The 25,195-nt window shown below is 71.3% G+C and carries 21 protein-coding genes; 4 read left to right on the top strand and 17 right to left on the bottom strand.

From position 1 onward, the window contains the following. Positions 1–28 precede the first annotated feature (28 nt). From BM085_RS18600 to BM085_RS18530, 15 genes are all read right to left on the bottom strand, one after another. Complete coding sequence (locus BM085_RS18600) at positions 29–955, bottom strand: sugar kinase (RefSeq protein ID WP_093888216.1); 927 nt, start codon at positions 953–955, stop codon at positions 29–31. Beyond that, positions 952–1,578 (bottom strand): bifunctional 4-hydroxy-2-oxoglutarate aldolase/2-dehydro-3-deoxy-phosphogluconate aldolase, encoded by a 627-nt coding sequence (locus BM085_RS18595; RefSeq protein WP_218158751.1) that lies wholly within the window; start codon positions 1,576–1,578, stop codon positions 952–954. The genes BM085_RS18600 and BM085_RS18595 overlap by 4 nt, the downstream gene beginning before the upstream one ends. Continuing rightward, positions 1,575–2,720, bottom strand: a complete 1,146-nt coding sequence (gene dgoD / locus BM085_RS18590) for a galactonate dehydratase (RefSeq protein WP_093888215.1) — start codon at positions 2,718–2,720, stop codon at positions 1,575–1,577. The genes BM085_RS18595 and dgoD overlap by 4 nt, the downstream gene beginning before the upstream one ends. Next, positions 2,717–3,418: a FadR/GntR family transcriptional regulator gene (locus BM085_RS18585; RefSeq protein ID WP_093888214.1), complete on the bottom strand. Its 702-nt coding sequence runs from the start codon at positions 3,416–3,418 to the stop codon at positions 2,717–2,719. Before BM085_RS18585 ends, dgoD begins: the two co-directional genes overlap by 4 nt. Beyond that, entirely contained in the window at positions 3,418–4,155 is a 738-nt protein-coding gene (locus tag BM085_RS18580) for an SDR family NAD(P)-dependent oxidoreductase (protein ID WP_093888213.1), read from the bottom strand. The genes BM085_RS18585 and BM085_RS18580 overlap by 1 nt, the downstream gene beginning before the upstream one ends. Next, entirely contained in the window at positions 4,152–6,119 is a 1,968-nt protein-coding gene (locus BM085_RS18575; protein WP_218158750.1) for a beta-galactosidase, read from the bottom strand. Before BM085_RS18575 ends, BM085_RS18580 begins: the two co-directional genes overlap by 4 nt. Continuing rightward, entirely contained in the window at positions 6,116–6,961 is an 846-nt protein-coding gene (locus BM085_RS18570) for a carbohydrate ABC transporter permease (RefSeq protein WP_093888212.1), read from the bottom strand. Before BM085_RS18570 ends, BM085_RS18575 begins: the two co-directional genes overlap by 4 nt. Continuing rightward, a complete protein-coding gene (locus BM085_RS18565) occupies positions 6,955–7,905 on the bottom strand; it encodes a carbohydrate ABC transporter permease (RefSeq protein WP_218158749.1) in 951 nt (316 codons plus the stop codon). The genes BM085_RS18570 and BM085_RS18565 overlap by 7 nt, the downstream gene beginning before the upstream one ends. 11 nt (positions 7,906–7,916) lie before the next feature. Further along, positions 7,917–9,272 (bottom strand): ABC transporter substrate-binding protein, encoded by a 1,356-nt coding sequence (locus tag BM085_RS18560; RefSeq protein ID WP_093888211.1) that lies wholly within the window; start codon positions 9,270–9,272, stop codon positions 7,917–7,919. A gap of 153 nt (positions 9,273–9,425) precedes the next feature. Further along, positions 9,426–9,905: a flavin reductase family protein gene (locus tag BM085_RS18555; RefSeq protein ID WP_093888210.1), complete on the bottom strand. Its 480-nt coding sequence runs from the start codon at positions 9,903–9,905 to the stop codon at positions 9,426–9,428. Positions 9,906–9,997: 92 nt separating this feature from the next. After that, positions 9,998–12,292, bottom strand: coding sequence for a transglycosylase domain-containing protein (locus BM085_RS18550; RefSeq protein ID WP_245789397.1), 2,295 nt, complete (start codon positions 12,290–12,292; stop codon positions 9,998–10,000). Between the two features lie 175 nt (positions 12,293–12,467). Next, on the bottom strand, positions 12,468–13,382 hold the full coding sequence (locus tag BM085_RS18545) for an ABC transporter substrate-binding protein (protein ID WP_093888208.1): 915 nt from the start codon (positions 13,380–13,382) through the stop codon (positions 12,468–12,470). Positions 13,383–13,419: 37 nt separating this feature from the next. After that, a complete protein-coding gene (locus tag BM085_RS18540; protein WP_031160558.1) occupies positions 13,420–14,091 on the bottom strand; it encodes an ABC transporter permease in 672 nt (223 codons plus the stop codon). After that, the gene (locus tag BM085_RS18535) at positions 14,088–14,750 is read right to left on the bottom strand and encodes an ABC transporter permease (RefSeq protein ID WP_012894561.1); all 663 of its coding nucleotides are present in this window, start codon (positions 14,748–14,750) and stop codon (positions 14,088–14,090) included. Before BM085_RS18535 ends, BM085_RS18540 begins: the two co-directional genes overlap by 4 nt. Then, entirely contained in the window at positions 14,743–15,846 is a 1,104-nt protein-coding gene (locus tag BM085_RS18530) for an ABC transporter ATP-binding protein (protein ID WP_093888207.1), read from the bottom strand. The genes BM085_RS18535 and BM085_RS18530 overlap by 8 nt, the downstream gene beginning before the upstream one ends. Positions 15,847–16,144: 298 nt before the next feature. Between BM085_RS18530 and BM085_RS18525 the strand changes: the two genes are divergently transcribed. Together BM085_RS18525 and BM085_RS18520 are read left to right on the top strand one after the other, a co-directional pair. Next, entirely contained in the window at positions 16,145–17,728 is a 1,584-nt protein-coding gene (locus BM085_RS18525) for a hypothetical protein (protein WP_093888206.1), read from the top strand. A gap of 165 nt (positions 17,729–17,893) precedes the next feature. Further along, positions 17,894–21,613, top strand: coding sequence for a S8 family peptidase (locus BM085_RS18520; protein ID WP_093888205.1), 3,720 nt, complete (start codon positions 17,894–17,896; stop codon positions 21,611–21,613). Between the two features lie 56 nt (positions 21,614–21,669). Here BM085_RS18520 and BM085_RS18515 read toward each other — a convergent pair whose 3' ends face one another. Next, positions 21,670–22,668 carry a helix-turn-helix domain-containing protein gene (locus tag BM085_RS18515; protein ID WP_093888204.1) on the bottom strand — a complete coding sequence of 333 codons (999 nt, stop codon included), beginning with the start codon at positions 22,666–22,668 and terminating at the stop codon, positions 21,670–21,672. Between the two features lie 293 nt (positions 22,669–22,961). Here BM085_RS18515 and BM085_RS18510 point away from each other — a divergent pair, with 293 nt between their 5' ends. Together BM085_RS18510 and BM085_RS18505 are read left to right on the top strand one after the other, a co-directional pair. After that, positions 22,962–23,522 carry an RNA polymerase sigma factor gene (locus BM085_RS18510; RefSeq protein WP_093888203.1) on the top strand — a complete coding sequence of 187 codons (561 nt, stop codon included), beginning with the start codon at positions 22,962–22,964 and terminating at the stop codon, positions 23,520–23,522. Further along, a complete protein-coding gene (locus BM085_RS18505) occupies positions 23,519–24,451 on the top strand; it encodes a hypothetical protein (RefSeq protein ID WP_093888202.1) in 933 nt (310 codons plus the stop codon). The genes BM085_RS18510 and BM085_RS18505 overlap by 4 nt, the downstream gene beginning before the upstream one ends. 101 nt (positions 24,452–24,552) lie before the next feature. Here BM085_RS18505 and BM085_RS18500 read toward each other — a convergent pair whose 3' ends face one another. Beyond that, positions 24,553–24,999, bottom strand: coding sequence for a DUF6223 family protein (locus BM085_RS18500; RefSeq protein ID WP_093888201.1), 447 nt, complete (start codon positions 24,997–24,999; stop codon positions 24,553–24,555). Positions 25,000–25,195: the final 196 nt, after the last annotated feature.

The raw sequence follows: 25,195 nt of genomic DNA, 5'->3' as shown, positions 1-25,195 counted from the left end.
GGAGATCAGCCTTGGCGAGCGTCCCGGCTCAGCGGACGGTCTCTCCCTCGGTGAGCGTGAGCAGTCCGAGCTCGTCGCGGGCCGGCAGCCCGTGCCAGTCGCCGTGGGAGGCCACCGCGAACGCGCCCAGCGTGACGGCGCGTTCGAGCCGCGCCCCGAGTGGCAGGCCGTCGAGGAGGCCGGACAGGTAACCGGCCACGAACGCGTCGCCCGCGCCGACCGTGCTCGCCACCCGGACCCGGCGCGCGGGCACCCTGACATGCTCGGTCCCGGCCCAGGCCTCGGCCCCCTCCGCCCCGTGCTTGACGACCACCTCGCCGGCCCCTGCCCGGAGTGCCTCCTCGGGTCCGCCGGCCGCCACGATCGGCAGCTCGTCGTGGGAGGCGACCAGCACGTCCACGTACGGCAGCAGCCCGGCGAGGACGTTCGACGCCTCCGCCGTGTCCCACAGCCGGGCGCGGTGGTTCACGTCCAGGCATACCCGCACCCCCAGCTCGCGCGCCCGCCGTACGGCGTGCTCGACGGCGGTCCGGGGACCGGGGCCGAGGGCCGGGGTGATGCCGGTGACGTGCAGCATCCTCGGCACGTCCGCGAGCGCGGCCGTCACGTCGCCGGGAGCCAGCCGCGACCCCGCCGACCCCGACCGGTAGTAGTGGACGCGGGTGATGTCGGAGATCCTGCTCTCCTGGATGAGCAGGCCCGTGGGGTGCCCCGGATCGACGCGCACCGCGCTGACGTCGACCGCCTCGGCCCTCAGGGTGCGCACCACCAGCCGGCCGAGCTCGTCGTCGCCGACCACGCCCGCCCAGCGGGCGATGTGACCGAGCCGGGCCAGCCCGATGGCGACGTTCGTCTCCGCCCCGGCCACCGACAGCGCGAGGGTGCCGCCCAGGCGGAGCGGCCCGGAGCCGTGCAGCGAGGCCATCGCCTCGCCGAAGGTCAGGACGTCGATCATGGTGCCACGGCCTCGCGGAACCGCCGGGCGCGTTCCCTGAGCGCGGCCAGGTCGCCCCCGTGCGGTGCGTCCCCCACAAGGGGGGAGCCCACGCCCACGGCGACCGCCCCGGCCTCCAGGAAGGCCCGCACCTGGTCCGCCTGGACGCCGCCGACCGGCACCAGCGGCACCGCGGGGAAGGGGTCGCGCAGCGCCGCGAGATAGCCGGGACCGCCCAGCGACGCGGGAAACACCTTGACCGCGGCGGCGCCGGCACTCGCCGCGTTCCACACCTCGGTGGGCGTCATGGCCCCGATCAGCGTGGGGACGCCGCGTTCGACGGCGCGCACCGCTCCCGTGCCCATCGCCGGAGTCACGACGAAACCCGCGCCCGCCGCCACGGCGGCGTCCGCGTCGGCCTCGCTCAGCACGGTTCCCGCACCGAGGACGACGCCGGACCCCAGGATCGAGCGCACCCGCGCGATGACGTCCAGGGCGTCCGCGCCGGTGAGCGACACCTCCAGGACGTCGATCCCCTCCTCGACGAGCGTGCACGCGGTGCGCACCGCCGCCTCGGGATCCCGCCCGCGGATGATGGCCAGCAGCCGCCTGCGCCTGACCGCGTCCAGCATGTCCTCCGTCACCACTCCGCCACCGATCCGTCATCGTGCCGCCACAGCGGGTTGCGCCACCCGTGGGGGCGCTTGTCCGCCTGCCGTACCGCGTGCTCGTCGACCGTCACCCCGAGGCCCGGGAGTGCGGTCCGGCGCGCGTGCCCTTCGACGAAGGTGAACGGCGCGGGATCGATGACGTAGTCGAGCAGCCCCGCGTCCCGGTGGTAGTGGATGCCCGCGCTCTGTTCCTGGATGAGGAAGTTCGGGGTGGCGAAGGCGATCTGGAGGCTGGCGGCCAGCGCGATCGGACCGAGCGGGCAGTGCGGCGCGAGCTGCACGTCGAAGGTCTCGGCGAGCGTGGCGATCCGCCTGACCTCCGAGATGCCTCCCGCGTGGGAGAGATCGGGCTGGGCGACGGCGAGACCGGACGTCAGCGCGGGCAGGAAGTCGGAACGGGAGTAGAGCCGCTCGCCGAGCGCGATCGGCACCTCGGTGGCCCCGGTCAGCTCGCCGAGCCGGTGCAGGTATTCCGGGGCCAGCGGCTCCTCGACGAACAGGGGGTGCAACCCGGCCACCGCGGCGACGATCCGCCGCGCGTTGGCCGCGGTGGCGCGGCCGTGCAGGTCGATCGCGAAGTCGCGGTCGGGTCCCAGCACCGATCGGGCGACCTCGGCCCTGCCGACGATGGAGGCCAGGCCCCCGGCGGAGATCGACCGGTCCATCCGGCCGGAGCCGTTCATCTTGACCGCGGTGAACCCCGCCTCGACCTGCTCGCCGATCATCTCGCGGAGCTCGCCGGGATCGTCGCCGCCGACCCAGGCGTAGACCCGCACCCGGTCCCTGACGGGCCCGCCGAGCAGCGCGTGCACGGGCGCCCCGTAGTGTTTGCCCGCGATGTCCCACAGTGCCTGGTCGAGTCCGGCGACCGCGCTCGACAGCACGGGGCCGCCCCGGTAGAAACCGCCCTTCGTCAGCACCTGCCAGTGGTCCTCGATCCGCAGCGGGTCCCGGCCGACGAGATATTCGCTGAGGACCTCCACCGCCGCCCGCACGACCTCGGCCCTCCCCTCCACGACGGGCTCACCCCAGCCGACGACGCCGTCGTCGGTCTCCACCCGGCAGAACAGCCAGCGGGGCGGGACGAGGAACGTCTCGATCCTCGTTATCTTCACTTTCTCTCCTGATAGAGCCGTTCGACGTCGCTCCACGCCTTGGCCAGCAGCTCGCGCATCGCCGCCTCGGCGGCGTCGGCCTCCCCGGCCGCGACGGCGTCGAGCACGGCGAGATGGCTGGGCACCGGGTCGTCGCTGTCGTGGGAGCCGTGGACGAGCCGGTCGCGTCCCGCGAGGCCGGCCCCCATCACCACCTCCATCCTGACGAGCAGCTCGTTGCCGCCCGCCGCCAGCAGCGCGCGATGGAACTCCAGGTCCGCCTCGACGGTGGCGGCGGGGTCCACCGCCCCGGCCATCCGGTCCAGTGCCGTCTTCAACGCGACGAGCTGCTCCGGAGTACGGCGCAGCGCGGCCAGCCCGGCGACCGGCGGCTCGACGATGGCCCGCAGCTCGTGCAGGTCACGGAGGAACCCGTGATCGGGACTGCCGGCGAACTTCCACCTGATCACGTCGCCGTCGAGCAGGTTCCAGTCGGAGCGCGGCCGCACACGGGTGCCCAGTTTGGGCCTGGCCGCGATGAGCCCCTTGGCGGTGAGGACCTTCATCGCCTCACGCAGCGCCGTCGAGCTCACGCCGAGCCTGTCCTGCAGGATGGTCACGTCGAGGCTGTCACCCTCCCCGTACTCGCCGCTGAAGATCATCGCGGCGATCGCCTCCACCGTCTGGCCGTGAAGGCCCCGCCCGCTGTATTCCGCCATCACGCCGAGTCCTTCATGATGCTCCATCCGCCGTCCACGACCAGGGAGGCGCCGGTGACGAAGGAGGCCTCCGGCGACGCCAGGAAGGCGATCACCGTGGCGACCTCGTCCGGAGAGCCGAACCTTCGCAGCACGGTCGCCCTGACACTGTCGGTACGGCCCTCCTCGTCCACCCTGTCCCAGGCCGGAGTCATGATCGGCCCGGGGACGACGCAGTTGACGCGTGCCGCGGGGCCGTACTCGACAGCGAGCTGCCGGGTGAGAGCCGTCAGGCCGCCTTTGGCCGCCGCGTAGGCGGGATGCCCGGGGAGACCGACGAGAGCGTGTACCGATGAGGTGATTACCATGGCGCCGCCACTCCGAGCAAGATCGGGTAGCAGCCGGCGTGCGGCCAGGAAGGTCCCGGTGAGGCTGACGCCGAGCTGGCGGTTCCAGGAGTCGAGCGAGGTCTCGTGGGCCGGCGCCACCTCGACGGTGTAGGCGTTGCTCACGATCACGTCGATCGGGCCCCAGCCCGCCACCCGTTCCCAGGTCTCCTCCCGGGAGACGTCGCCTTCGAGGAAACCGGCCCTGCCGCCCAGCTCGCGGAGTTCCTGCGCCACCTCCGCGCCCGCGCCGGAGACGTCGACGACCAGCACGGCCGCCCCCTCGGACGCCAGCCTCCTGGCGGTCGCGGCACCGATGCCCGACGCTCCCCCGGTCACGACGGCGGTCCTGCCGTCGAAGCGGCCCGTCACACGTCCTCCCGCCTCAGCACGACGACGTCGTGCGGCCCCAGTTCGGCGCCGGCGGCGAGCACGGGCCGGTCACCGTGGTTGAGCAGGAACAGGAACCGCCGCCCGTCCTCGCCGGCCCGCTCGACGGCCTCGACCCCTTCGGGGAGACCCGGCAGCACCGGGGAGACCCCGGCCAGGCCGAGGACATCGCGGACCACCTCGCGCATGGCGTCCTCGTCGGGGCGAGTGCCCAGGTAGGTCGCCGTGCCGGCGCCGTAGGAGTGCCTGGTGACCGCGGGCAGGCCCGCGAGCGGCCCGTCGGCGTAGGCGGCCAGCTCGCTCGCGCCCTCCAGCACCACGTGGTCGGCCCAGAGATCGGCCGACCCGCCCGAGCTTAGCCCGGCGCGCTCGCCCTCGCTCAGCGGCCAGAACTCCTCGACGCGCAGTCCCAGCAGCTCCCGGAAGGCGCCCGGATAGCCACCGAGCCGTATCCGGTCGCACTCGTCGGCGATCCCGCTGAAGAACGACATCAGCAGGTGCCCGCCGCGTTCGACATAGCCGGAGAGGTTGCGCGCGGCGGCGTCGGAGCAGAGGTAGAGGTTGGGCACCACCACCAGCTTGTAGCCGGACAGGTCCGCGTCCGGCGGCACCACGTCGACGGTGACGTTCTCCCGCCACAGCGGGGTGTAGTGCGCCAGCATCCGCTCGGGCAGCTTGAGCTCCCCCGGCCGGGCGTCCAGCTCCAGGGCCCACCAGTTCGCCCAGTCGTGCACGATCGCCACGTCGGCGTGGACCCGCGAGCCCGTCACGTCGCGCAGGGCGCCGAGCTCGGCGCCCAGGCCGGAGACCTCGCGGAAGATCCGGTTGTCGCTCCCGCCGTGCGAGACGATCGCCGAGTGGAACTTCTCCGCGCCGCCCGCGGAGGCCCGCCACTGGAAATACATGACGGCGTCGGCGCCGCGTGCCAGCGCCTGATGGCTCCAGAGCCGGTTGAGCCCCGGGTGCTTGGGCCGGTTGGGCGGCCGGTAGCTGATCGCGCCGGTCGCGCTCTCCATCATCAGGTACGGCCGGCCGCCGCCCACCGAGCGCATCAGGTCGTGGAAGAGGGCTGCGCCGATATGCGCCCCGGGGTCCTTCGGCTCCGGATAGATGTCCAGCGCCACGATGTCGAACTCCTCGGCCCAGGAGAAGTAGTCGACCGAACGCCACATGCCCATGATGTTGGTCGTCACCGGCACGCCCGGGGTCAGCTCCAGCAGCGCGGCGCGCTCGGCCCGGTAGCAGGCGAGCAGGGCGTCGGAGCTGAAGCGCCGGAAGTCGAGCTCCTGCGCCGGGTTGGTCAGGGTCGGGGCCGTCCTGGGCGGCGCCACCTCGGCCCAGTCGGTGACGCGCTGGCTCCAGAAGGTCGTCGACCAGGCGGCGTTGAGCGCGTCGAGGTCTCCGTAGCGCCCACGCAGCCAGCGCCGGAAGTCCTCCGCCGAGACCTCGCAGCAGCACTCCTCCAAGTGGCAGCCGTACTCGTTGCCCACATGCCACAGGGCGAGGGCCGGATGCGTGCCGTACCGCTCGGCCAGCCGCGTGGCCAGCGCCACCGCGGCGTCGCGGTAGACCGGGGAGCTGGGGCAGTAGTGCTGGCGCGACCCCGGATGGAGCGTGACTCCGTCCCGCCTGACCGGCAGGCTCTCCGGGTGCAGCCGGGGCAGCCAGGAGGGCGGCGAGGCGGTGCCGGTGGCCAGGGACACCGCGATCCCGGCGTCGCCCAGCAGGTCCATGACCTCGTCGAGCCAGCCGAAGTCGTACTCTCCCGGAGCCGGCTCGATCATCCCCCAGGAGAAGATGCCCAGGGTGACGATGTTGACCCCGGCCTCGCGCATGAGGCGGACGTCCTCGCGCCACACGTCGGGCGACCACTGCTCCGGGTTGTAGTCGGCGCCGAAGCCGAGCCCGTCGACCCTGTCGTAGAGATGAGTGATCCTGGTGTTCAACCCTTGACGCTCCCTGCGGTCAGCCCCGCGCGCCAGAAACGCTGCAACGAGGCCATGGTGAGGACGAGAAGAAGTGCGGACACGGCGGCGCCGGTGACCGTCAGCTCGTAGAAGGCCGGGTCCCTGAAGGTCTGGGAGTTCCACTGCGCCAGCCCGAGCGTGACCGGGTAGAGCCGCTGGTCGGAGAGCATCACCAGGGGCAGGAAGTAGTTGTTCCACACCCCGATGAACTGGAACAGGAAGATCGTGACGAGCGCCGGACTCATGATCTTCATCGCGATCCCGAAGAAGATGCGGTACTCGCCCGCCCCGTCCAGCCGCGCCGACTCCAGCAGCGCGTCGGGGATGGCCGCGGTGGCGTGGATGCGCGCCAGGTAGACCCCGAACGGGCTCACGATGCCGGGCAGCAGCACCGACCAGAAGGTTCCGGTGATCCCCACCTCGCTGAAGATCAGGTAGGTCGGCAGGGCCAGCACCGTCGAGGGCACGAGCACACCGGCGAGCACCAGGTTGAACAGCGCCTCCCTGCCCCGGAACGGATATTTCGCCATGGCGTATCCGGCGCCCGCCGACAGGAGGGTCGCGGCCAGCGCGCCGATGCCCGCGTAGAGGAAGCTGTTGACGATCCAGCGGCCGAACAGGCCGTCCCCGGTGCCGAACAGGCGCCCGAGGTTGGTGCCGAGCTGCGGCTCCGGCGACCAGAGGCCGAACGTGCCGAACAGGTCGGCCGAGCTCTTGGTCGCGGCGACGAGCACCCAGACGACCGGCAGCAGGAAGTAGACCGCCGCCGCGCCCAGCAGGGCCATGACCACCACCGTGGCCGGGCGGATCCTTCTCACCATGCCCGCTTCCCCTTCCTGTTGACCAGCCGGAGGAAACCGAACGAGATCACGAATGACATGATCGCGATCAGCGTCGCCTCCGCGGACGCGAGATGGATGTTGCTCTGGGCGAAGGCCTGGTTGTAGGCGGCCAGGTTCGGCGTGTAGTCGCTGCTGATCGCCGTGGTGAGCGGTTTGAGCACCAGCGGCTCGACGAACAGCTGGAGGGTTCCGATGAGGGTGAAGACCGTGATCAGCACGAGCGGAGCCCGCACCAGCGGGATCTTGACGTGCCAGGCGATCCGGATCTCGGTCGCGCCGTCCACTCTGGCCGCCTCGTACAGCTCCTGCGGGATGGCCTGCAGGCCGGCGATCAGAACGAGCATGTTGTATCCGGCGAACTGCCAGGTCGAGATGTTGGCGATGGCCAGCAGGATGGTGCCGGGGCCGAGGAAGTCGTGCGGCAGGCCCACCAGGGCCAGCGCGTCCACCAGCGGGCTGGTCTGCGGCACGTAGAGGAAGCCCCACAGGAGCGAGGCGATCACACCGGGCACGCCGTACGGCAGGAAGAAGGAGACCCGGAAGAAGGCGCGGAAGCGCGCCCTGGCCGAGTCGAGGAGCAGGGCCAGCGTCAGCGCGCAGACCACCATGACCGGCACCTCGATCAGGCTGAACAGCAGCACGCGGCCGATGCTTCCGAGGAAGGCCGGGGAGGTCAGCGCGGCGGTGTAGTTGTCCAGCCCGGCGAAGTCCAGGGTGGGCTCGGTGAGACCGAGACCGCTGCTGGTGAGCTTGAAGAAGCTCTGGTAGACCGCGTAGCCGATCGGCGCCAGGAAGAACAGCGCGAAGACCACGAAGAAAGGCGCGACGAAGACCGCCACGTGCGACCGGGAACGGCGGGGGTGCCGCGGACGCGCGTGCCCCACCGCCTCCGCTCCGGCCTTCGGCGTCTCCCGCTGCAGCACCCCCGCCACCGTCAGCCGCCCGTCGTCACGTTGAGGCCCTTGGCCTTCAACTGCTCGACCATCGCCTGCTGGGTCTTGGCGAAGGCGTCCACCAGCGTGCCTTCGCCCTGGACCGCGGCCTTGGCGTTGTCGGTGATGGAGGCGTAGAGCGCGTCGCTGACCGGGGGCCAGCGCCAGTCGCTGTCGACGGCCGCGTCGGCCTCCTTGAAGACGTCCCAGATGTTCTGGCCGCCGTAGAAGGGGAAGACGGTGTCGTCCTTCTGCAGGTTGGCGATCTGGCTGGTGTCCTTGATCGACGGCCAGCCGTACCCGGCGGAGAGCAGGATGTTGACGCTCTCGGGGGCGCTGTTGAGCCAGACCGCGAAGGTCGTCGCCTCCGCGGCGTGCTTGGTCCCCTTCAGCACCGCCGAGGAGGAACCGCCCGCCCAGCTCGCCGAGGTGAACTTGTCGGCGCCCGGCCACTGCGGGATCGGGGCGACGGCCCACTTGCCCGAGGTCTTCGGCGCGTTGCCGCGGATGATCGCGTCACCCCAGGAGCCGCCGATCCAGCCCACGATGCTGCCGGTCTGCAGGTCCCTGTACCAGGCGTTGGACATGTCCGCCTCGGTCTTGACCAGCTTGCCGTCCAGCATCTTCTGCCAGTACTCGGCCACCCGGCGGGTGTCCGGGTTGTCGATCGTCACTTTCCAGGCGTCGTTCTCGGTGCTGAACCACCCCTGGCCGGCCTGCTGGGCCAAGGAGATCAGCCAGGGCGCCTGATTCGCCGCGAAGGTCGAGATGTAGGCATCCTTGTCCTTCTTGCGGATGGTCGCGGCAGCCGCCGCGAAGTCGTCCCAGGTCTTGGGCGCCTCGATGCCCCACTTGTCGAACAGGTCCTTGCGGTAGTAAAGGCCCATCGGCCCGCTGGCCTGCGGGATGGCGTAGACCTTGCCGCCGAAGACGCCGGTCTGCCACTGCCAGTCCACGAACGTGGACGCCTTGTCCCCGGCGTACTGCGTGATGTCCTCCAGCGCCCCGTTGACCAGGAACGACGGCAGGGAGTCGTAGCCCACCTGCGCCACGTCGGGGGCGTTGCCCGCCTTGACTCCCGCGAGCATCTTGGCGTAGCCCCCGTCGGGGCCGGCCGTGATGGTCTCCAGGTCGACCTTGATCCCAGGGTGGGAGGCGTTGAACGCGTCGACGGCCTTCTGGATGTTGGGCACCCACGACCAGAACTTCACGGTGACCGGACTGGCCGGGTCACCGCTCGCCTGGTTCTTCGCCGGCTCCGTGGCGGCGCCGCCGCCACAGGCCGCTGCCAGGCCCAGCGCCGCGGTCATGGTGACGATGACCGCGAGCCGGGCGGTCCTTGGAATCTTCGATCCCATGCTGACTCCCCTTCAAACGGAAGAGATGCCCGGCGTAAGTCCCCGGGCGGTGCCTCCAGACCTGCAGGATCCGATTGAGAGGGGACTTTAATCGTATTTTATTAATAATACAAGGATGAGTCCGTCTCGTTACGTTGCGTTGAATGAGCCGGCTCAGCCGACCGGGCGGTACCGGCTGCGGAGCCGTACGAGTGGGAGGACTCCCGGGTTGACGTAGCTCACGTCGAGCACCCGGGCGACGTAGAGGGTATGGTCCCCGGCCGGGACGACCTGGGTCGTCTCGGCCTCCAGGGCGGTCACCCCGCCGTCCACGATGAGCGCCTCGCTCAGCTCCCCCCGGTGGTGCGGCGTGCCGGCGAGCAGCAGCCGGGCGCCGGGCCGGCCGGCGGTGGCGAAACGGCTGGCGATCGCCTTCTGCCCGGCGGACAGCACGCTGGCGGCCCAGCGGTCACGGCGCAGCAGCAGCTCGTTGAGGTAGCCGGTGTTCTCCAGGCTCACCATCACCAGCCGGGGGTCGAGCGAGACCGAGACGAGGGTGCCGACCGTCGCCCCCACGTCGTCGCGCTCGTCCTTCACGGTGATGACCGTCACTGCGGTCGGGACCTGCGCCATGGCCTCGATGAACTCGTTCATGGGGCAATCATTCCGGAAGGCGGCCGGCCCCAGGGGCGGCGGCCGTCAGGGCCGGCCCCGGACTCTCCGTCCGGGACCGGCCCTTCTCGCTGTCATCCCCGGCCGCGGCCGTTCCCGTTGCCCCGGCCCCAGTCGTTGCCCCGGCCCCAGTCGTTCCTGCGGCCCCGGTCGCCCCTGCCGTTCAGGTCGCGCCCGCCGTTCCGGGGGTCGTCGCGGACCTCCCGGCTGTCACGGGCCGGCCGCTCGGGGGCGCAGCCCTGGCCGCAGCCGCCGAAGCGGGCGGAGTTGACCGGGTGGAAGGGGGTGGCCCTGACGCCCTTCAGCGCCGCCATCATGGTGTCCTTCCAGATCGGGCCGGGAAGGCTGGCGCCGGCGACGATGCCGTAGTACTTGCCGCCGATGGTGACGCCGGTGAGCTTGTGCTCCGTCGAGCCGCGGGGGTCGCCGATGCTCACCGCGCCGGCCAGGTCGGGGGTGAACCCGGCGAACCACGCGGTGGCGTACGCGTCCGTGGTGCCGGTCTTGCCCGCCGCGGGGCGGCCGATGCCGCCCACGCCGCGCATGGTGCCCTTGGTGAACACCCCGGACAGGATGGCGGCCGTCGCGTCGGCGATCTCGGGGTCCAGCGCCTGACGGCACTGCGGCGTGTAACGCTTCACCTTGCCGTCGCGGTCGGTGATCTGGGTGATGGCCATCGGCGCGCAGTACTTGCCGCGCGCGCCGATCGCGGCGTAGGCGTTGGCCACCGTCACCGGGTCCATCTCGTTGATGCCGAGGGTGAAGGTCTCATACTCCTGCAGCGCCTTCCCGTCGGCCCGCTTGATGCCCAGCGACTTGGCGGTCTCCACCGTGTCGCACAGCCCCACGCGCTGCTCCAGGGCGACGAAGAAGGTGTTGACCGACCCCCAGGTGCCGGTCTGCAGCGTCTTGAACCCGGGCGAGCCCTCGTCGTTGGTGACGGTGTGGGTCGGGTCGCCGATGCTCTCGCCCTTGCAGTTCTTGAAGGCCGCGTAGCTCGGGGCGGTGTAGCCGGCGCCGGTGGTGATGCCGTCGTTGATCTTCATGCCCTTCTTCAACGCGGCGATCAGCGTGAAGGTCTTGAACGTCGAGCCCGCCTGGAACCCCACCCCGCCGCCGTGCGCGGCGTCGGCCACCACGTTGTAGGACATCTCGTTCCTGCGCTTGGCGATGCCGTACTTCCGGCTGGCCGCCATCGCCCTGATCGCGCCGGTGCCGGGCTGCACGAGCGCCTGGGAGGCCATCGGGTTGTCGGAGGCGTACACCCGCTTCCTGATCGCCGCGTCGGCCGCGGCCTGCATCTTCGGGTCCAGCGTCGTCCTGATCGTCAGCCCGCCGCGGTTGAGGAACCGGAGCCGGTCCTCCTCGGTCTTGCCGAAGGCCGGGTTGCCGGAGATCTCGCTGCGCACGTAGAAGCAGAAGTAGGGGTAGGGGCTGGCCTCGCACCCGCCCGGCAGCGGCGTGCCCCGGTAGCCCAGCTTCTCCTTCTTGGCCTTCGCGGCCTCCTCCGGCGTGATCTTCTTGAGCTCCGCCATCCGGTCGAGCACCAGGTTGCGCCGCTCCAGCAGCAGCCGCTGCGCCTTCTTGCCGGCGTCGGGGTTGGTGCTGTTGGGCGACTGCACGGCCGCCGCCAGGGTCGCCGCCTGCGACAGGGTGAGCTTGGCCGCCGGCACTCCGAAGAACCGCTTGGCCGCCGCCTCGACCCCGTTGGCCCGCGCCCCGAAGAAGGCGATGTTCAGGTATTTCTCCAGGATCTGGTCCTTGGAGTATTTCTGCTCGACCGCCATCGCGTACCGCAGCTCGTTGAGCTTGCGCGCGTAGCTGGCCTCCAGCGCCTTCTCCTGCTCCTTCTTGGTGACCGCCGTGGTGAGCAGCACCTGCTTGACGTACTGCTGGGTGATGCTGGAGCCGCCCTGGCTGACCCCGCCCGAGGCGAGGTTCTTGGCCAGGGCCCGCATGGTCCCCTCAAGATCGATGGCGCCGTGCTCGTAGAAGCGGTAGTCCTCGATCGAGATGATCGCCGTCTTCATCACGTCGGCCACCTGGCTGAGCGGCACGACCTCGCGGTACACATCCCAGAACTGCGCGATCTGGTTGCCCCTGGCGTCCAGGACCGTTGTCTTCTCGGCCAGCGGAGGCTCCTTGAGGTCCACCGGCTTGATGTTCAGCTCGTCCGACGCGGTGACGACCACCGCCCCCGCGCCGCCCACGGCCGGCAGCGCGAGGCCGCTGGCCAGCAGTCCCGCGGCCACTGCCGCTCCGGCGAGCCGCGCGATCTTCCCGCCGGCCGATGTGCCGGCTCCGGTGTCGCGCGACGGACGACCGGCCCCCCTGGCGTCAGTGAGCAGACGCTCAACGGGCGCACGCATACGGTTCCCCCCATTACACCTTTATGACTCGCCTATAACTTATGGGTGGAATGAAGGGTATGCCGTCAAGGACTTCGCTCGCCGACCTCCGGAGCTCAAGTACGGCCGGCGGCCTACAGCCGTACGGCCCGCGCACGGGGAGTCCGCGCGCGGGCCGTAGGTGACGGCGAGCCGCCTAGAGCAGGCTGTTCTGGGTCAGCCAGTCCTTGGCGACCGTGGCCGCGTCGTCCTTGTCGATCGCCACACGCTTCATCAGCGCGAGGAGACCGGGAGTGTCGAGCTTGGCGGAGACGGCGTTCAGCGCGCTCTTCACGGTGTCGTTCACCGCGGCCTTGTTGACCAGGGGCGCGATGTTGTCGGCGGCGAAGGCGTTCTTGGTGTCCTTCAGCGAGACCAGGTCGTTGATCACGATCTTGGGGTCGGTGGTGAAGACGTTGCCCACCTGGACGGTGCCGTCCTTGATGGCGTCGGCGGTGGCGTCACCGGTCTTCTTCCACTCCTTGAACTCCAGGCCGTAGGTGTCCTTGAAGTTCTTCTCCTGGCGGGACTGGAACTCCGGCGGGCCGCCCACGGCGAAGTTCTTGCCGACCTTGACCAGGTCCTCGATCGTGGCGAGGCCGTCCTTGTCGGCGGTCGCCTTGGTGACGGTCAGCGAGTTGTTGTCCTCGGCCGCGGCGGGCTCCAGGACCTCCAGCTCGGCCGGGAGCTTCTCCTTGAGCCCGGCGACGACGTCGTCCTTGGTCTTCGCCGTCGTCGTCTTGTCGACGAAGGCGAGCAGGGAGCCGATGTACTCCGGCAGGACCGTCAGGCCGCCGCTCTTGGCCTGGTCGAACAGGACCTCACGGCTGCCGATGTTGAGCTTCTTGTCGACCTGCACCCCCTTGGCCTCCAGGGCCTGGGCGTAGATCTCGGCGAGCAGGACGTTCTCCGGGAAGTTGGCCGAGCCGACGACGACCTTCCCCCCGGCCGCGGATCCGGAGCCCGCGGGGCTCACGGACGCGCTGGTGAGCGGGTCGCCACCGCCACCGCACGCGGTAAGTGTGAGCGCCGCGGACAGGATGACTGCCGCGGTGCTGAACAGGCGCTTCATCGTGCTTTCCCTTCTAAAACGGGGGGTAATAAGGAGATTAGCGTATGGTCTGGCGCTGACTCACCCCCGGGGAGACCATGACGCGTTGCACCAGAGCGAAACCCAGCTGGACGATCAGAGCCAGCAGCGCCACCAGGACGGCCCCTCCGATCGTGCGCGGGAAGTCCTTGGTCGCCAGGCCGTCGACGATGAACCGGCCCAGGCCGCCCAGACCCACGTAGGCGGCCACGGTCGCGGTCGACACCACCTGGATCGCGGCGATCCGCAGGCCGAGCAGGATCAGCGGCAGCGCCACCGGCACGAGCACCCGGCCGAGCACCTCGCTCCCGCGCAGGCCCATGCCGTACGCGGCGTCGCGCAGGTCGGGATCCACGCCGCGCAGGCCCTCGTAGGTGTTGACCAGGATGGGCGGCACGGCGAGCGCCACCAGCGGGATCAGCACCGGAACGATGGTGCCGACGCCCATCAGCAGCACGATGAGCACGAGCAGGCCCAGCGTCGGCAGGGCGCGGGCCGCGTTGGCGCTCAGGATCGCGAACAGCGCCCCCTTGCCGGTGTGGCCGATCCACAGCCCCAGCGGCAGCGCGATCAGCATGGCCAGCAGCAGCGAGAGCCCGGAGAACTCCAGGTGCTCCAGCAGCCGGACGGGGATGCCGTCCGGGCCGGACCAGTTGTCCGGGTTCCCGAAGAAGTCGATCAGCCAGTTCACGCGGCCCCCCTTGCCCGCGACCACGGGGTCAGCAGGCGCTGCGCCAGGACCAGCAGCAGGTCGGCGATGGCCGCCAGCACCACGACCAGCACGATGCCCACGATGATCGGGGTGTAGAACTGCCGCTGCCAGCCGTCGATGAACAGGTAGCCCAGCCCGCCCCGGCCGACCAGGGCGCCCACGCTGACCAGGCTGATGCTGGAGACCGCGGCCACCCTGAGCCCGGCCAGCACGACCGGGACCGCGATCGGCAGCTCCACCTGGAGCAGCCGCCGCAGCGGGGTGAAGCCCATGGCCACCGCGGACTGGCGCACGTGGTCGGGGACCGAGGTGAGCCCGTCCACGACGGCCGGGATCAGCACCGCCATGGCGTAGAAGGTGAGCGGGACCATCACGGTCGTCCGGGTGGCGAGGCCGGTGACCGGGATGAGCACGATGAAGACCGCCAGCGAGGGCAGCGAGTAGATCACGTTCATGACGCCGACGGTCGGCTGGTAGAGCCAGCGCCAGCGGACGCCGGCCAGCCCGAGCGGGAGCGCGACGAGCAGCCCGATGACGATCGGCACCAGCGCCATGACGACGTGGTCCTCCAGCAGGACCTGGATCGAGGGCCAGTTGCGCCCGATCCAGTCCCAGCGGACCAGCGGTTCCTCATGCACCGACGCCTCCGGCGACCTTGCCCAGCGCCTCGTCCAGCGCCTCGCGGGTGGCCACGCCCTCGGCCCTGCCCTCCTCGTCCACCGCGATCGCGCTCCCCGAGGGGGACAGCAGCGCCGCGTCCAGCGCGCCGCGCAGCGAGTCACGGCCCCTGACGAACGTCCCGTACGGCGCGAGCCGCACGTCCGCGAGCGTGCCGGTCTCCGGCAGGTCCTTGACGGAGGCCCAGCCCAGCGGCCGGTTCTCCCCGTCCACCACGGCCAGCCAGGACTCGTCCGCGCCGCGCACCGTGGAGACGTCGGCGGAGACGGACACGGTCAGGTCGGCGCGCAGCCGCAGCCCCTCGTCGGAGACGAACGACAGCCGCCGGATGCCCCGGTCACGGCCGAGGAACTCCCGGACGAAGTCGTCGGCGGGGCGGGCCAGCAGCGTCGGGGGGTCGGCGAGCTGCGCCAGGCGTCCGCCGACGCGGAGCACGGCCACCCGGTCGCCGAGCTTGATGGCCTCGTCGATGTCGTGGGTGACGAACACGATGGTCTTGTTGAGCTCGGCCTGCAGCCGGAGCAGCTCCTCCTGCAGGCTCGTGCGCACGATCGGGTCCACCGCGCTGAACGGCTCGTCCATCAGCAGCACCGGCGGGTCGGCCGCCAGCGCGCGGGCCACGCCGACGCGCTGCTGCTGGCCGCCGGAGAGCTGGAAGGGGTACCGGTCGGCCATCTTGAGGTCGAGCCCGACCCGCTCCAGCAGCTCCATGGCCCGATCCCGGGCCTTCTTCCTGTCCCAGCCGAGCAGGTAGGGCACCGTCGCCACGTTGTCGACGATCTTGCGGTGCGGGAACAGCCCCGCCTGCTGGATGACGTAGCCGATGCCCCTGCGCAGCGTCGGCGGGTCGATGGTCTTCACATCCACGCCGTCGAGGAGGATCTGCCCCTCGGTCGCGTCGATCATCCTGTTGATCATGCGGAGTGACGTCGTCTTGCCGCAGCCCGAAGGGCCGACGAACACGGTTATCTCCCCCGTGGGCACCTCAAGGCTGAGGTCGTCCACGGCGACGGTCCCGTCGGCGTAACGCTTGGTGACCCGGTCAAATTTGATCATGCGCAACCTCTTGCTCCTCGGCAGGGCTGCGGCCCCCTGCCACAACTGCCCCATGATCTGACGCGGACCACCCTAGGGCCTATGACCGACATTTCCGATCTGACATCCCGCCTTCGATCGGCGCCCCGCCGTCCCCGCGATATCTATCAAATGGGCATTCAATCCTGCGGAGAACCTCAACAGATCGGCATGATTACCCATATCGTGGGGATTGACACCTCCAGCGCCATACGTACCACAGGCCTCGCGGTCTCTCTTCATCACCACACTCGCTCGAACCCCCAGAGGAACCGGTCACGTGACCCAACCGCTCCTCGGTCAGCGCTCGCGCGGCGAACTGATCGCCGAGCTCTACGACCGTCACGCCGCCGGGCTGTTCGCCTACTGTCACGACCAGCTCGGTGATCCCGGCTCCGCCGCCGCCGCGCTGGTGGCCGTCCTCACCGCCGTCCCGGACATAGAGCCCCCGCGTGCCGCGCTCTACGCGTTCGCCCGCCGCGAGATCCATCTGCGCGACGTCGTCCACGCCCCGCCCGCCGCCGACGCCGACCCGGTCTCCTCCTTCGTCGAGCGGGTCCTGCGCGACCTGCGCCCGCACCAGCGCGAGGTACTGTACCTGTCCGGTGTGTGTGAGATGGACACCTCCGAGCTGTCCTGGGTGCTCGACGTGGCGGCCGACACCGCCGACGAGCTGACCGTGAGCGCCTGCCGGCGCTTCGCCCAGTCGCTGAGCCTGGCGCTGCCCTCGGCGCGGGTGCCGGATCATCTGGCCGAGGTGTTCGGCGCCCTCTCCGTCGCCCCGATCCGCGATGTGCTCGTCCGCGCTCCCTGGGCCACCCCGCCCGCGACGCTGCGGACCCTGGCACTGGGATCGCCGTCCGCGCCGGCCACCGCCCCGCCGCCGCCCCCCGTCCTGCAGGTCAAACCGCTCTGGCCGACGGCTCCCTCCTGGCCGCCGCCTCCGGCCGGAGCCGGCGCGCGGACCGGCACCGGCGCGTTCTCCCCGCCGGACCGCTTCCCCGACCCCTTCTCCGACCCTTTTCCCGACCCCTTCTCCGCCCCGGAGCCCGGCGTGGTCTCCGCGCACGAGGCCGCCACCGAGCCGATGCCCAAGCTCAGGGACGCGATCCTGACGGCGCTCGACGACGCGTCCCCCCGTGCCCGGCGGGCGAGGCTCCAGCGGCCGAGACCGCGCGGCGCGGCCCCCTTGCCCGCCAAGGCCCCGCAGCCCCCGGCCACGCAGCCCCCCATCACGCAGTCCCCCGCCGAGTCGCCCCTGGCCGCCGCCCCGTCACCACGACCGGCCGCACCCCCGCTGCCCGCTCCGCTCCCCGCCGACGTGCTCGACGACCCGCCGGCACCGCCTGCCGACGTGCTCGACGACCCGCCGCCGGCGCCGCCCGCAGGCCTCCCCCCGCTGGAGGACCTGTTCCGCCCCCTCGCCCCCGAGACGCGGGCGGCCCTGGCCTACACCGACAAGCTGGTCGCCGCCGCGCCCCGCGAGGAGCCGATCCCCGCCGCGTTCGCGACCTGGCCCACGCCCGTGGCGCCGCCGGAGCCCCCGGACGCCGCACCGGTGCCGGCGGCCACCGGCGGGACCGCCCAGGCGCAGCCGCCCCTCCCCGGCTGGCCTCTGCGCCCGGACGAGCTGGACGGACCAGCCCATCAGGACCGGACGCCCCCCGTGGAACGGCCCGCCACCGATCAGCGGGTCTCCCGGCCGGCGCGGGCGGGCAGACGGGCACGTCGCAGGCACAGGGCGGCCGGCGGCGGCCACCGTCACCGCCACTACGACTGGATATGGGAGCTGGTCGGCTTCCTCATCTGCGTGGCGATCGCGATGCTCGTCTTCTTCGCGGTCCCCACGATCGTCACTCCCTGAGCGCGGGTCCCGGATCGGGCCGTCGGTGACGGCCCGCTCCGGACACCCCGAGTTGTCGCATTGGCGACATGTCACATTTTCGGCAGGCGATAAATCGTGACGTGAGGGAGTCCTGTCGCCCACTCTCGTGATCAGCAGTACCGAATCACGGAAGGCCACCCCCTCATGCACTGGCTCGCGCGTCTTGCCGCCACCGGAGCGGCGCTCTCCCTCGCCCTACCGGCGTTACCGTCCGGGGCCGAGACCGCTTCCGCCCCGCCCCCGGCCACCGGCCTCCACCGGATCACCCTGATCACCGGCGACGTGGTGACCGTCCGCCAGGCCGCGGCCGGGAAATGGGCCGTCACGGTCGATCCGGCCAAGGGCCGGGAGAAGATCAAATTCACCACTCACGACATCGACGGGAAGCTGCAGGTGCTGCCCGACGACATGGTCCCGTACGTGGCCGAGAACCTGGTCGACAAGGGGCTTTTCGCCGTCGGCGACCTGATCGAGCAGGGATACGACGACGCCGGCAGCCGCACGCTGCCGCTGCTGCTCGCCTACGACAAGGGCGCACGGACCTCCGGCGCCCTGCCCGGCGCCAAGGCGGGGACCGAGCTGGAGAGCATCGGCGCGCGGGCGGTGGACGCCGGCAAGGGCGAGCTGGCCGAGTTCTGGAAGGCCGTCGAGGCGGCGCCGTCGGCTCGCTCCGGCGGACCCCGGCTCGCCTCGGGAATCCGGAAGATCTGGCTGGACGCCAAGGTCACGGCGGACCTGGAGCACAGCGTTCCGCAGATCGGCGCCCCCGACGCCTGGAAGAGCGGGTTCGACGGCAAGGGCGTCAAGGTGGCCGTCCTCGACACCGGCGCGGACGAGAACCATCCCGACCTCGCCGGAAAGATCACCGACAGGCGCAACTTCACCGCCGACCCCTCGACCCAGGACGGCCACGGGCACGGCACCCACGTGGCGACCACCGTCGCGGGCCTCGGGACAGCCTCCCAGGGCCGCCGCAAGGGCGTGGCCCCCGGCGCCGAGCTGATCGTCGGCAAGGTGCTGGACAACGGCGGCTCGGGCCAGTTCTCGCAGATCATCGAGGGGATGGAGTGGGCCGCGGCGTCCGGCGCCGACGTGGTGAACCTGAGCCTCGGCGGCGAGGCGACCGACGGCACCGACCCCGCCAGCGCCGCCCTGAACGCGCTGACCGAGCAGACCGGCACCCTCTTCGTCGTCGCGGCCGGCAACGCGGGCGAGGAGTACTCCGTCGGCACCCCCGGCGCCGCGACCTCCGCGCTGACCGTCGGCGCGGTCGGCGCCGACGAGGCGCTCGCCCCCTTCTCCAGCCGTGGCCCGCGTCTCGACGGCGGCGCCAAGCCGGACATCACCGCCCCGGGAGTGGCGATCGTGGCCGGGCGGGCCGAGGGCACCTCGATGGGCGAGCCCGCCGACGAGAGCTACACGGCCGCGTCCGGGACCTCGATGGCGACCCCGCACGTGGCCGGCGCCGCCGCGATCCTCAAGCAGCGGCACCCGGACTGGAAGGCCCCGCGGCTCAAGGACGCCCTGATCTCGACCGCCAGGACCGCGCGGGACCTGACCGTCTACGAGCAGGGCGGCGGGCGGGTGGACCTCGCGCGCGCCGTACGGCAGGACGTCACGGCCACCGGCGTGCTCGACCTGGGCACCCACCAGGACGGCGGCTCCACGAGCCCTTCCGGGACCGTCGCCTACACCAACTCCACCCAGGCGCCCGTCTCCCTGGCGCTGACCGCCACCTTGAACAACCTGGACGGTGACGCCCCCGCGCAGGGCGCGCTCACCCTGGGATCGGCGTCGGTCACCGTCGACGCCGGCGCCACGGTCACGGTCCCGGTGAGCGCCGACCTGGCGAAGCTGGCCCACGGCCGGCACTCCGGCCATCTCACCGCGACCACCGCGGACGGCTCGGTCGCCCTGCAGACCACGCTGGCGCTGACCAGGAGCCCCCGCACCCACAAGGTGCGCATCAGCGCCGTCGGCAAGGACGGCAGGCCGTCGAGCATGAGCACCATCTTCATGTTCGGCCCCGGCACGCGGGACAACCTCCTCACCTACATCCTGCCGTGGGAGGCCGAGGAGGGGAAAACCTTCGAGATCCCCGAAGGCACCTACTACGCGCAGGGGCAGTTCGGCGAGGAACGGTCGGGCGCGCACTACATCGACATCAAGATCGACATCCCCGAGTTCCCGGTGACCGGCGACGCGGAGCTGGTGTTCGACGCGCGGAAGACGCGGCCGATCGTGATCAAGACGCCGCAGCCGGTGGTCCAGGAGGGCATCTCCACGTTCGCCAGCTACCGCGACACCGGCTCCCGGAAGATCTCCTCGTCGTACATGAACTTCCCCTCGGTCGAAGAGCTGCACGTGGCCGAGACGCAGCCGGTCCGCCAGGGCGCCTTCGAGTTCACCTCGCGCTGGCAGTACGGCGCGCCGAGGCTGTCGTCACGGGTCAGCGGCCTCAAGGGGCCGCTGGACATCTCCCCGACGGTGAGGTCACCGGAGTGGAACGGCAGGTACCGCTGGGAGCTCGTCGACGGCGGACACGGCACCCCCGAGGAGCTCGGCGCTCTCAAGCCGCGCGGCCGGGCGGTCGTCATGTCGAGCGCCTCGCAGGACGACCCCCGGTGGGACGAGATGATCGCCGCCGCCGCCGAGGCGGGCGCCGCGGCGGCCGTCGTCATACCGGCCGCCGACGACAACCCGTGGCAGTACTGGTCGCCGATCATGGACAGGCAGGCGATCCCGGCCGCCACGATCCCCTACGAGCAGGGGAAGAAGCTGCTGGAGCGGGTCCGCAAGGGCAAGGCCGTCCTCGACGTGACCGGGAACATGGCCATCCCCTACCTCTACGACATCTCGCAGGTCTCCAAGGGGCGGATCCCGGAGCAGATCGTCTACGAGGCCAACGCCTCCAACCTGGCCCGGGTGGACACCGGCTACCACGAGACCGGCGGCTTCGGCTGGGCCAAGGAGCAGCGGTTCGGCTGGCGGCCCTGGCAGGTCTTCTCCAACGAGGGACAGCGGTGGGTCCGCATGGGATCCGCGCGCGCCGAGTACGTCACCTCGGGCGACACCGAGTGGGAGCACGTGGCGCAGCACATGTTCACCTGGGAGTCGATGCGCCCGCTCACCCCCGGGCTCACCGGCGGGCTGCGCGGCTACGCCGCCGGTGAGAAGGTCGGCGAGCGGTGGTTCGGCCCCGTCGTGCGGCCGGCGGTCCCGCCGGGCAGGCCGGAGTTCACCCCGACCCGGACGGGGGACACGCTGAGGCTCGACATCCCCGAGTTCGTCGACGCCGCCGGCCACTACGGCTACGCGTTCAGCTCCGACGAGGAGGACACGGTCTCGGCCCGCTTCTACCGCGACGGCACGCTCGTCGAGGAGCCGCGACGGGCCGTGGGGAACTTCCCCGCCGTTCCCGGGAAGGCCACCTACCGGATGGAACTGTCCACCAAGCGCTCGTCGGAGGAGTGGACGTACGCCACCGAGACCAGCACGGCGTGGACGTTCGGTTCCGCCCGCCCGAAGTCCGGCTCCGAACCGCTGCCGCTGCTCGGCGTCGACTACACCGTGCCCGCCGACCTCGACGGCCGGGTCCGCCGGACGCTGCCGATCCCGCTGGACTTCGGCGTGCGGAGCGCCGCGCCCGGCCTCGCCCTGCGGCAGGTCACGGCCGAGCTCTCCTATGACGACGGAAAGAGCTGGAAGCGCCTGGTGCTGCTGCCCCGCGGCAAGGACCGCTACTCCACCCTGGTCTCCCACCAGGCGAGCAAGGGACAGTACGTCTCGCTGCGGGTCACCGCCAAGGACGCCGCCGGGAACGCGGTCGAGCAGACCGTGCTCCGCGCCTACGGCGTGAAGTAGAGGCCGGACTCTCCGGGGCCGGTGCGCGAGCCGTACCGGCCCCCGGAACCGGCCGGTCAGAGCCATCGTTCCCGGGCGGCGTGCCAGGCGAGCTGCATCCTGGTCTGCGCGCCGGCGAGCTCCATGATGTGCGACAGGCGCCGCTGCACGGTCCGCTGGCTGAGCCCGAGCTGGCTGGCGATCGACTTGTCCGGCACCCCGGCGACCAGCAGCGACAGCAGATACAGGTCGGCGGAGTTCAGCGGGCAGGGATGGGTTCCCTCGGTGAGGGCGCCGTCCTCGGCGATCCGCAGCGGCGTCGCCCGGTCCCAGTAGCTGTCGAACAGCGCGATCAGCACCTCCAGCAGCTCGCCGCCCCGGATCAGCGCGGCCGTCGGCTCCGCCGTCCCGGCATGCCGTACCAGCGGCATCAGGCCGACCTCCCGGTCCACGACCATCAGCCGGACCGGCAGCCGGGGCAGGGCTCGGGCGCTCTCCCCCAGCTTGACGCCATAGGCCACGTTGGCCTGCATCCCCGGCTCCTCCAGCAGGTCGCGCTCGTAGATCACCCGGTAGACCACCCCGCGGCGCAGCGCGTCGAGCTCCTCGTCGTTCTCGGTCGCGTGCATCACGATCGCGCGTCCCCGGCAGAAGCAGAGGACCTCCTCGCGGGCGTTCTCCTGCAGGTGTTCGAGCTGCTCGCGCATCGCGATCCGGTTGGGGAGCACCTCGACGAGCCGGTCGGCGTCGCGGCGGCGGGCGTTGCCCCGGTGTTCCTCGGCCAGTTGCTCCACCTCGCGCCGCGCCCAGTCGAGCGACTGCTGCTGGCGCAGCAGCCGGGCGCCCAGCACGATGTCGGGAGCCACCGCGGTGAAACGCCGCTCGGCCGGGGCGGCCGGCTCCGGGACGGCCTGCCGGACCAGGCCCCTGGCCTCCATCGACCGCAGCGCCGCCTCGGCTGCCGCGACGTCGAGCCCCAGCTCGCCGGCCAGGTCGGTGACGTCGGCCTCGGCTGCCGTGACCAGGAACCGGTAGACGCGTTCCTCCAGCGGATCCAGCCCGACCGTTTCCAACATGTCGCAATAATGCCATCCGAAACACGCATAACGGGCGCAACTTCACCGCACCATGTCAAGGCCGCCATGGTGAGCGGAGGCACGGGGAACATCCCGCACCCGTTCGGGCGGCGGTCCGCCGCCGGCCGTCCCGGCCCGCCCGGCACCGCGGCCCCGGCCCCGTCCTGGCGGCGGGGCCGGAGCAAGGGACATTTCCCAAGATTTCGTTGATTGAGGAGAAATGATCGTGGCACCTCCGACATGGGTGGGTGCACACGACCCCATCACCGAGGAGGCCGCCGTGGGAACCGCCCATGGATGACGACCGAAGAATCCTGTTCGAGAGGGTCTATCTCGATACTTATGGCCAGATTCTCGGCTACGCGATGCGCCGCTGCGACTCCCCGGAGGACGCGGCGGACGTGGTGGCCGAGACGTTCGAGATCGCGTGGCGGAAGGTCGACGACCTGCCATCCGGCGAACAGGCCAGGCTCTGGCTGTACGGCGTGGCCCGCAACGTCCTCGCCAACCACCGTCGGGGCCGGCTCCGCCGCCACACCCACCAGACGGCGCTGCGCGAGGACATCGCCGATCGCTACGCCCGGACACCCTCACCCGAAGAACACGTGGAACTCGGCGCGATAGGCCGCGTGTTCCGTGAGCTGTCCGACGACGACCGCGAGCTGCTGTCGCTCGTCGTCTGGGAGGGCCTGGACGCCGGGGAGATCGCACGCGTCCTGGGCGGCTCCCGCAACGCCGTACGCATCCGGCTGCACCGTGCCCGCAGGCGCTTCTCGCGCGGGCTGGCGGCGGCGGGCGTCGAATCCATTCCGATGAGCCCGGACGTGCGGCTCACGACGGGGAGGTCACTGTGAGGAATATCCATGAGCCGCTGGACCGGCTGGCCCGCGTCCACGACGGTGAACTGACCGATCAGGTGTCTGCCGCGGGGGCGCAGGCACTGCTCGCCTCGATCGTCTCCGGCCCTGGCGCGACCACCACCGCCGTCACCGCGCCGTCACCGTGGCGGCTGCGGATGCCGCGCCTGGTGGCCGGGGCGCTCGCGGCCGGCGCGCTCGTCACCGGTGTCATCGTCGGCCCCGGTGTGCTCGGAGACGAGAGCGCCACGAGCTACGCGAACTCCGCCATCGCCATCGAACTGGACGGCGACCAGTACGTGGCCCGCATCAAGGACCCGCTCGCCGACCACGTGAAGTACACCGAGGCGTTCCACGCGGTCGGCCTGGACATCGATCTCCGCCTGGTGCCCGCCTCGCCGACCGGAGTGGGGAAGTTCCTGAGCGTCAGGTGGAGCAAATCCTCCGGCGCCGGACCGGCCCGCTCCGCCTCGGGCAGCTCCCTCCCCACCCTGGATTTCACTCCCGAGGGCTGCCAGCTGCACCAGGCCGGCTGCGAGCTGATGATGCGGGTCCCCGCCGACTACACCGGCAACATGAGCCTCTCGCTGGGGCGCCGGGCAGAGCCGGGAGAGGAGTACGGAAACCCCGACTGGGCCACCGCGCCCGGTGAGATGTTCGGCGGGGTGCGGCTGCAGGACGGCCGCCCGGTGGACGCCATGCTGGCCGAGGCCCGCAGGCGCGACCTGACCGTGGAGTTCAGCCGCATCCGGCCGGACGCCGAGACCGGCGCCCTGTCCTTCGAGCCGCTCCCCGCGGACCAGGTGCGAGGCGACTGGACCGTCTGGCACGCCTGGCAGGTGAAGGCCGGCGTCATCCGGCTGCTCGTGACCCCCGAGCGTCTGCCGGAGAACCCGTTCGAGAAGGGAGCGCACCTCCCCTCCTGACCTCGCACGCGGGTACGGCTGCCGCGCGTCACAGGCGGCAGCCGTCCGGTGGCCGGCAAAAGAGGCCTGACCTGGCTGGGATTTGCGCCGCTGCTGAAGTTCTACGAGATCGAGGGCCGCTTCCCCTGGCCGGTGCGCAGGGAGCGAGCCAGCGCCAACCCGCCGAGAACCATGGCGATCAGCCCCACCACCAGGGCGATGAAGCCCCCGACTATTCCGTAGCCGGTGCCGGGACCACCATCGGCGGCGGCCACCACCAGCCCGCCGAGGACCACGCCGGCCAGCCCCGCCGCCAGGGCCGCGATGGCCCCCCTTCGCCCGGTGCCGGTGCCGATACGACCGGCGGAGCGGGCCAGAGCCAACCCGCCGATGACCACGCCGGCCAGCCCCACCAGCGCGGCCACCAAGGACCACAGACGCCCCGCGGTCAAGGTGTAGGCACTGACGGGGGCCGGCTGGACCCAGGCGTACGCGGCCGCCGGTTCGGCAAGCTCGAAACCTCCGATCAGGACGGCTCCGGCCACCGCAAGCACAAATCGGACTGACATGAGGTGCTCCTTCTCCTCCTGCGACTGGAAATCACCTGATCATGTCCGCCCGACCCACCGCCGGGCGTCCAGCGGGCGCAGGCAATTCGCGCTGCCGCCAATGCCGCAGCCGGCTACCGCGGACGCCGCAGGAGCCGCGGAGGTACCGCGTATGCGGTAGCCGACCGATCATCCGCGCGCAGGAGCCGCCCGCGCA

The sequence above is a fragment of the Streptosporangium canum genome, assembly GCF_900113865.1.
GTDB lineage: Bacteria > Actinomycetota > Actinomycetes > Streptosporangiales > Streptosporangiaceae > Streptosporangium > Streptosporangium canum.
The sequence above is the reverse complement of the archived record's forward strand: the minus strand, read 5'-3'. Positions and strand labels throughout refer to the sequence as shown.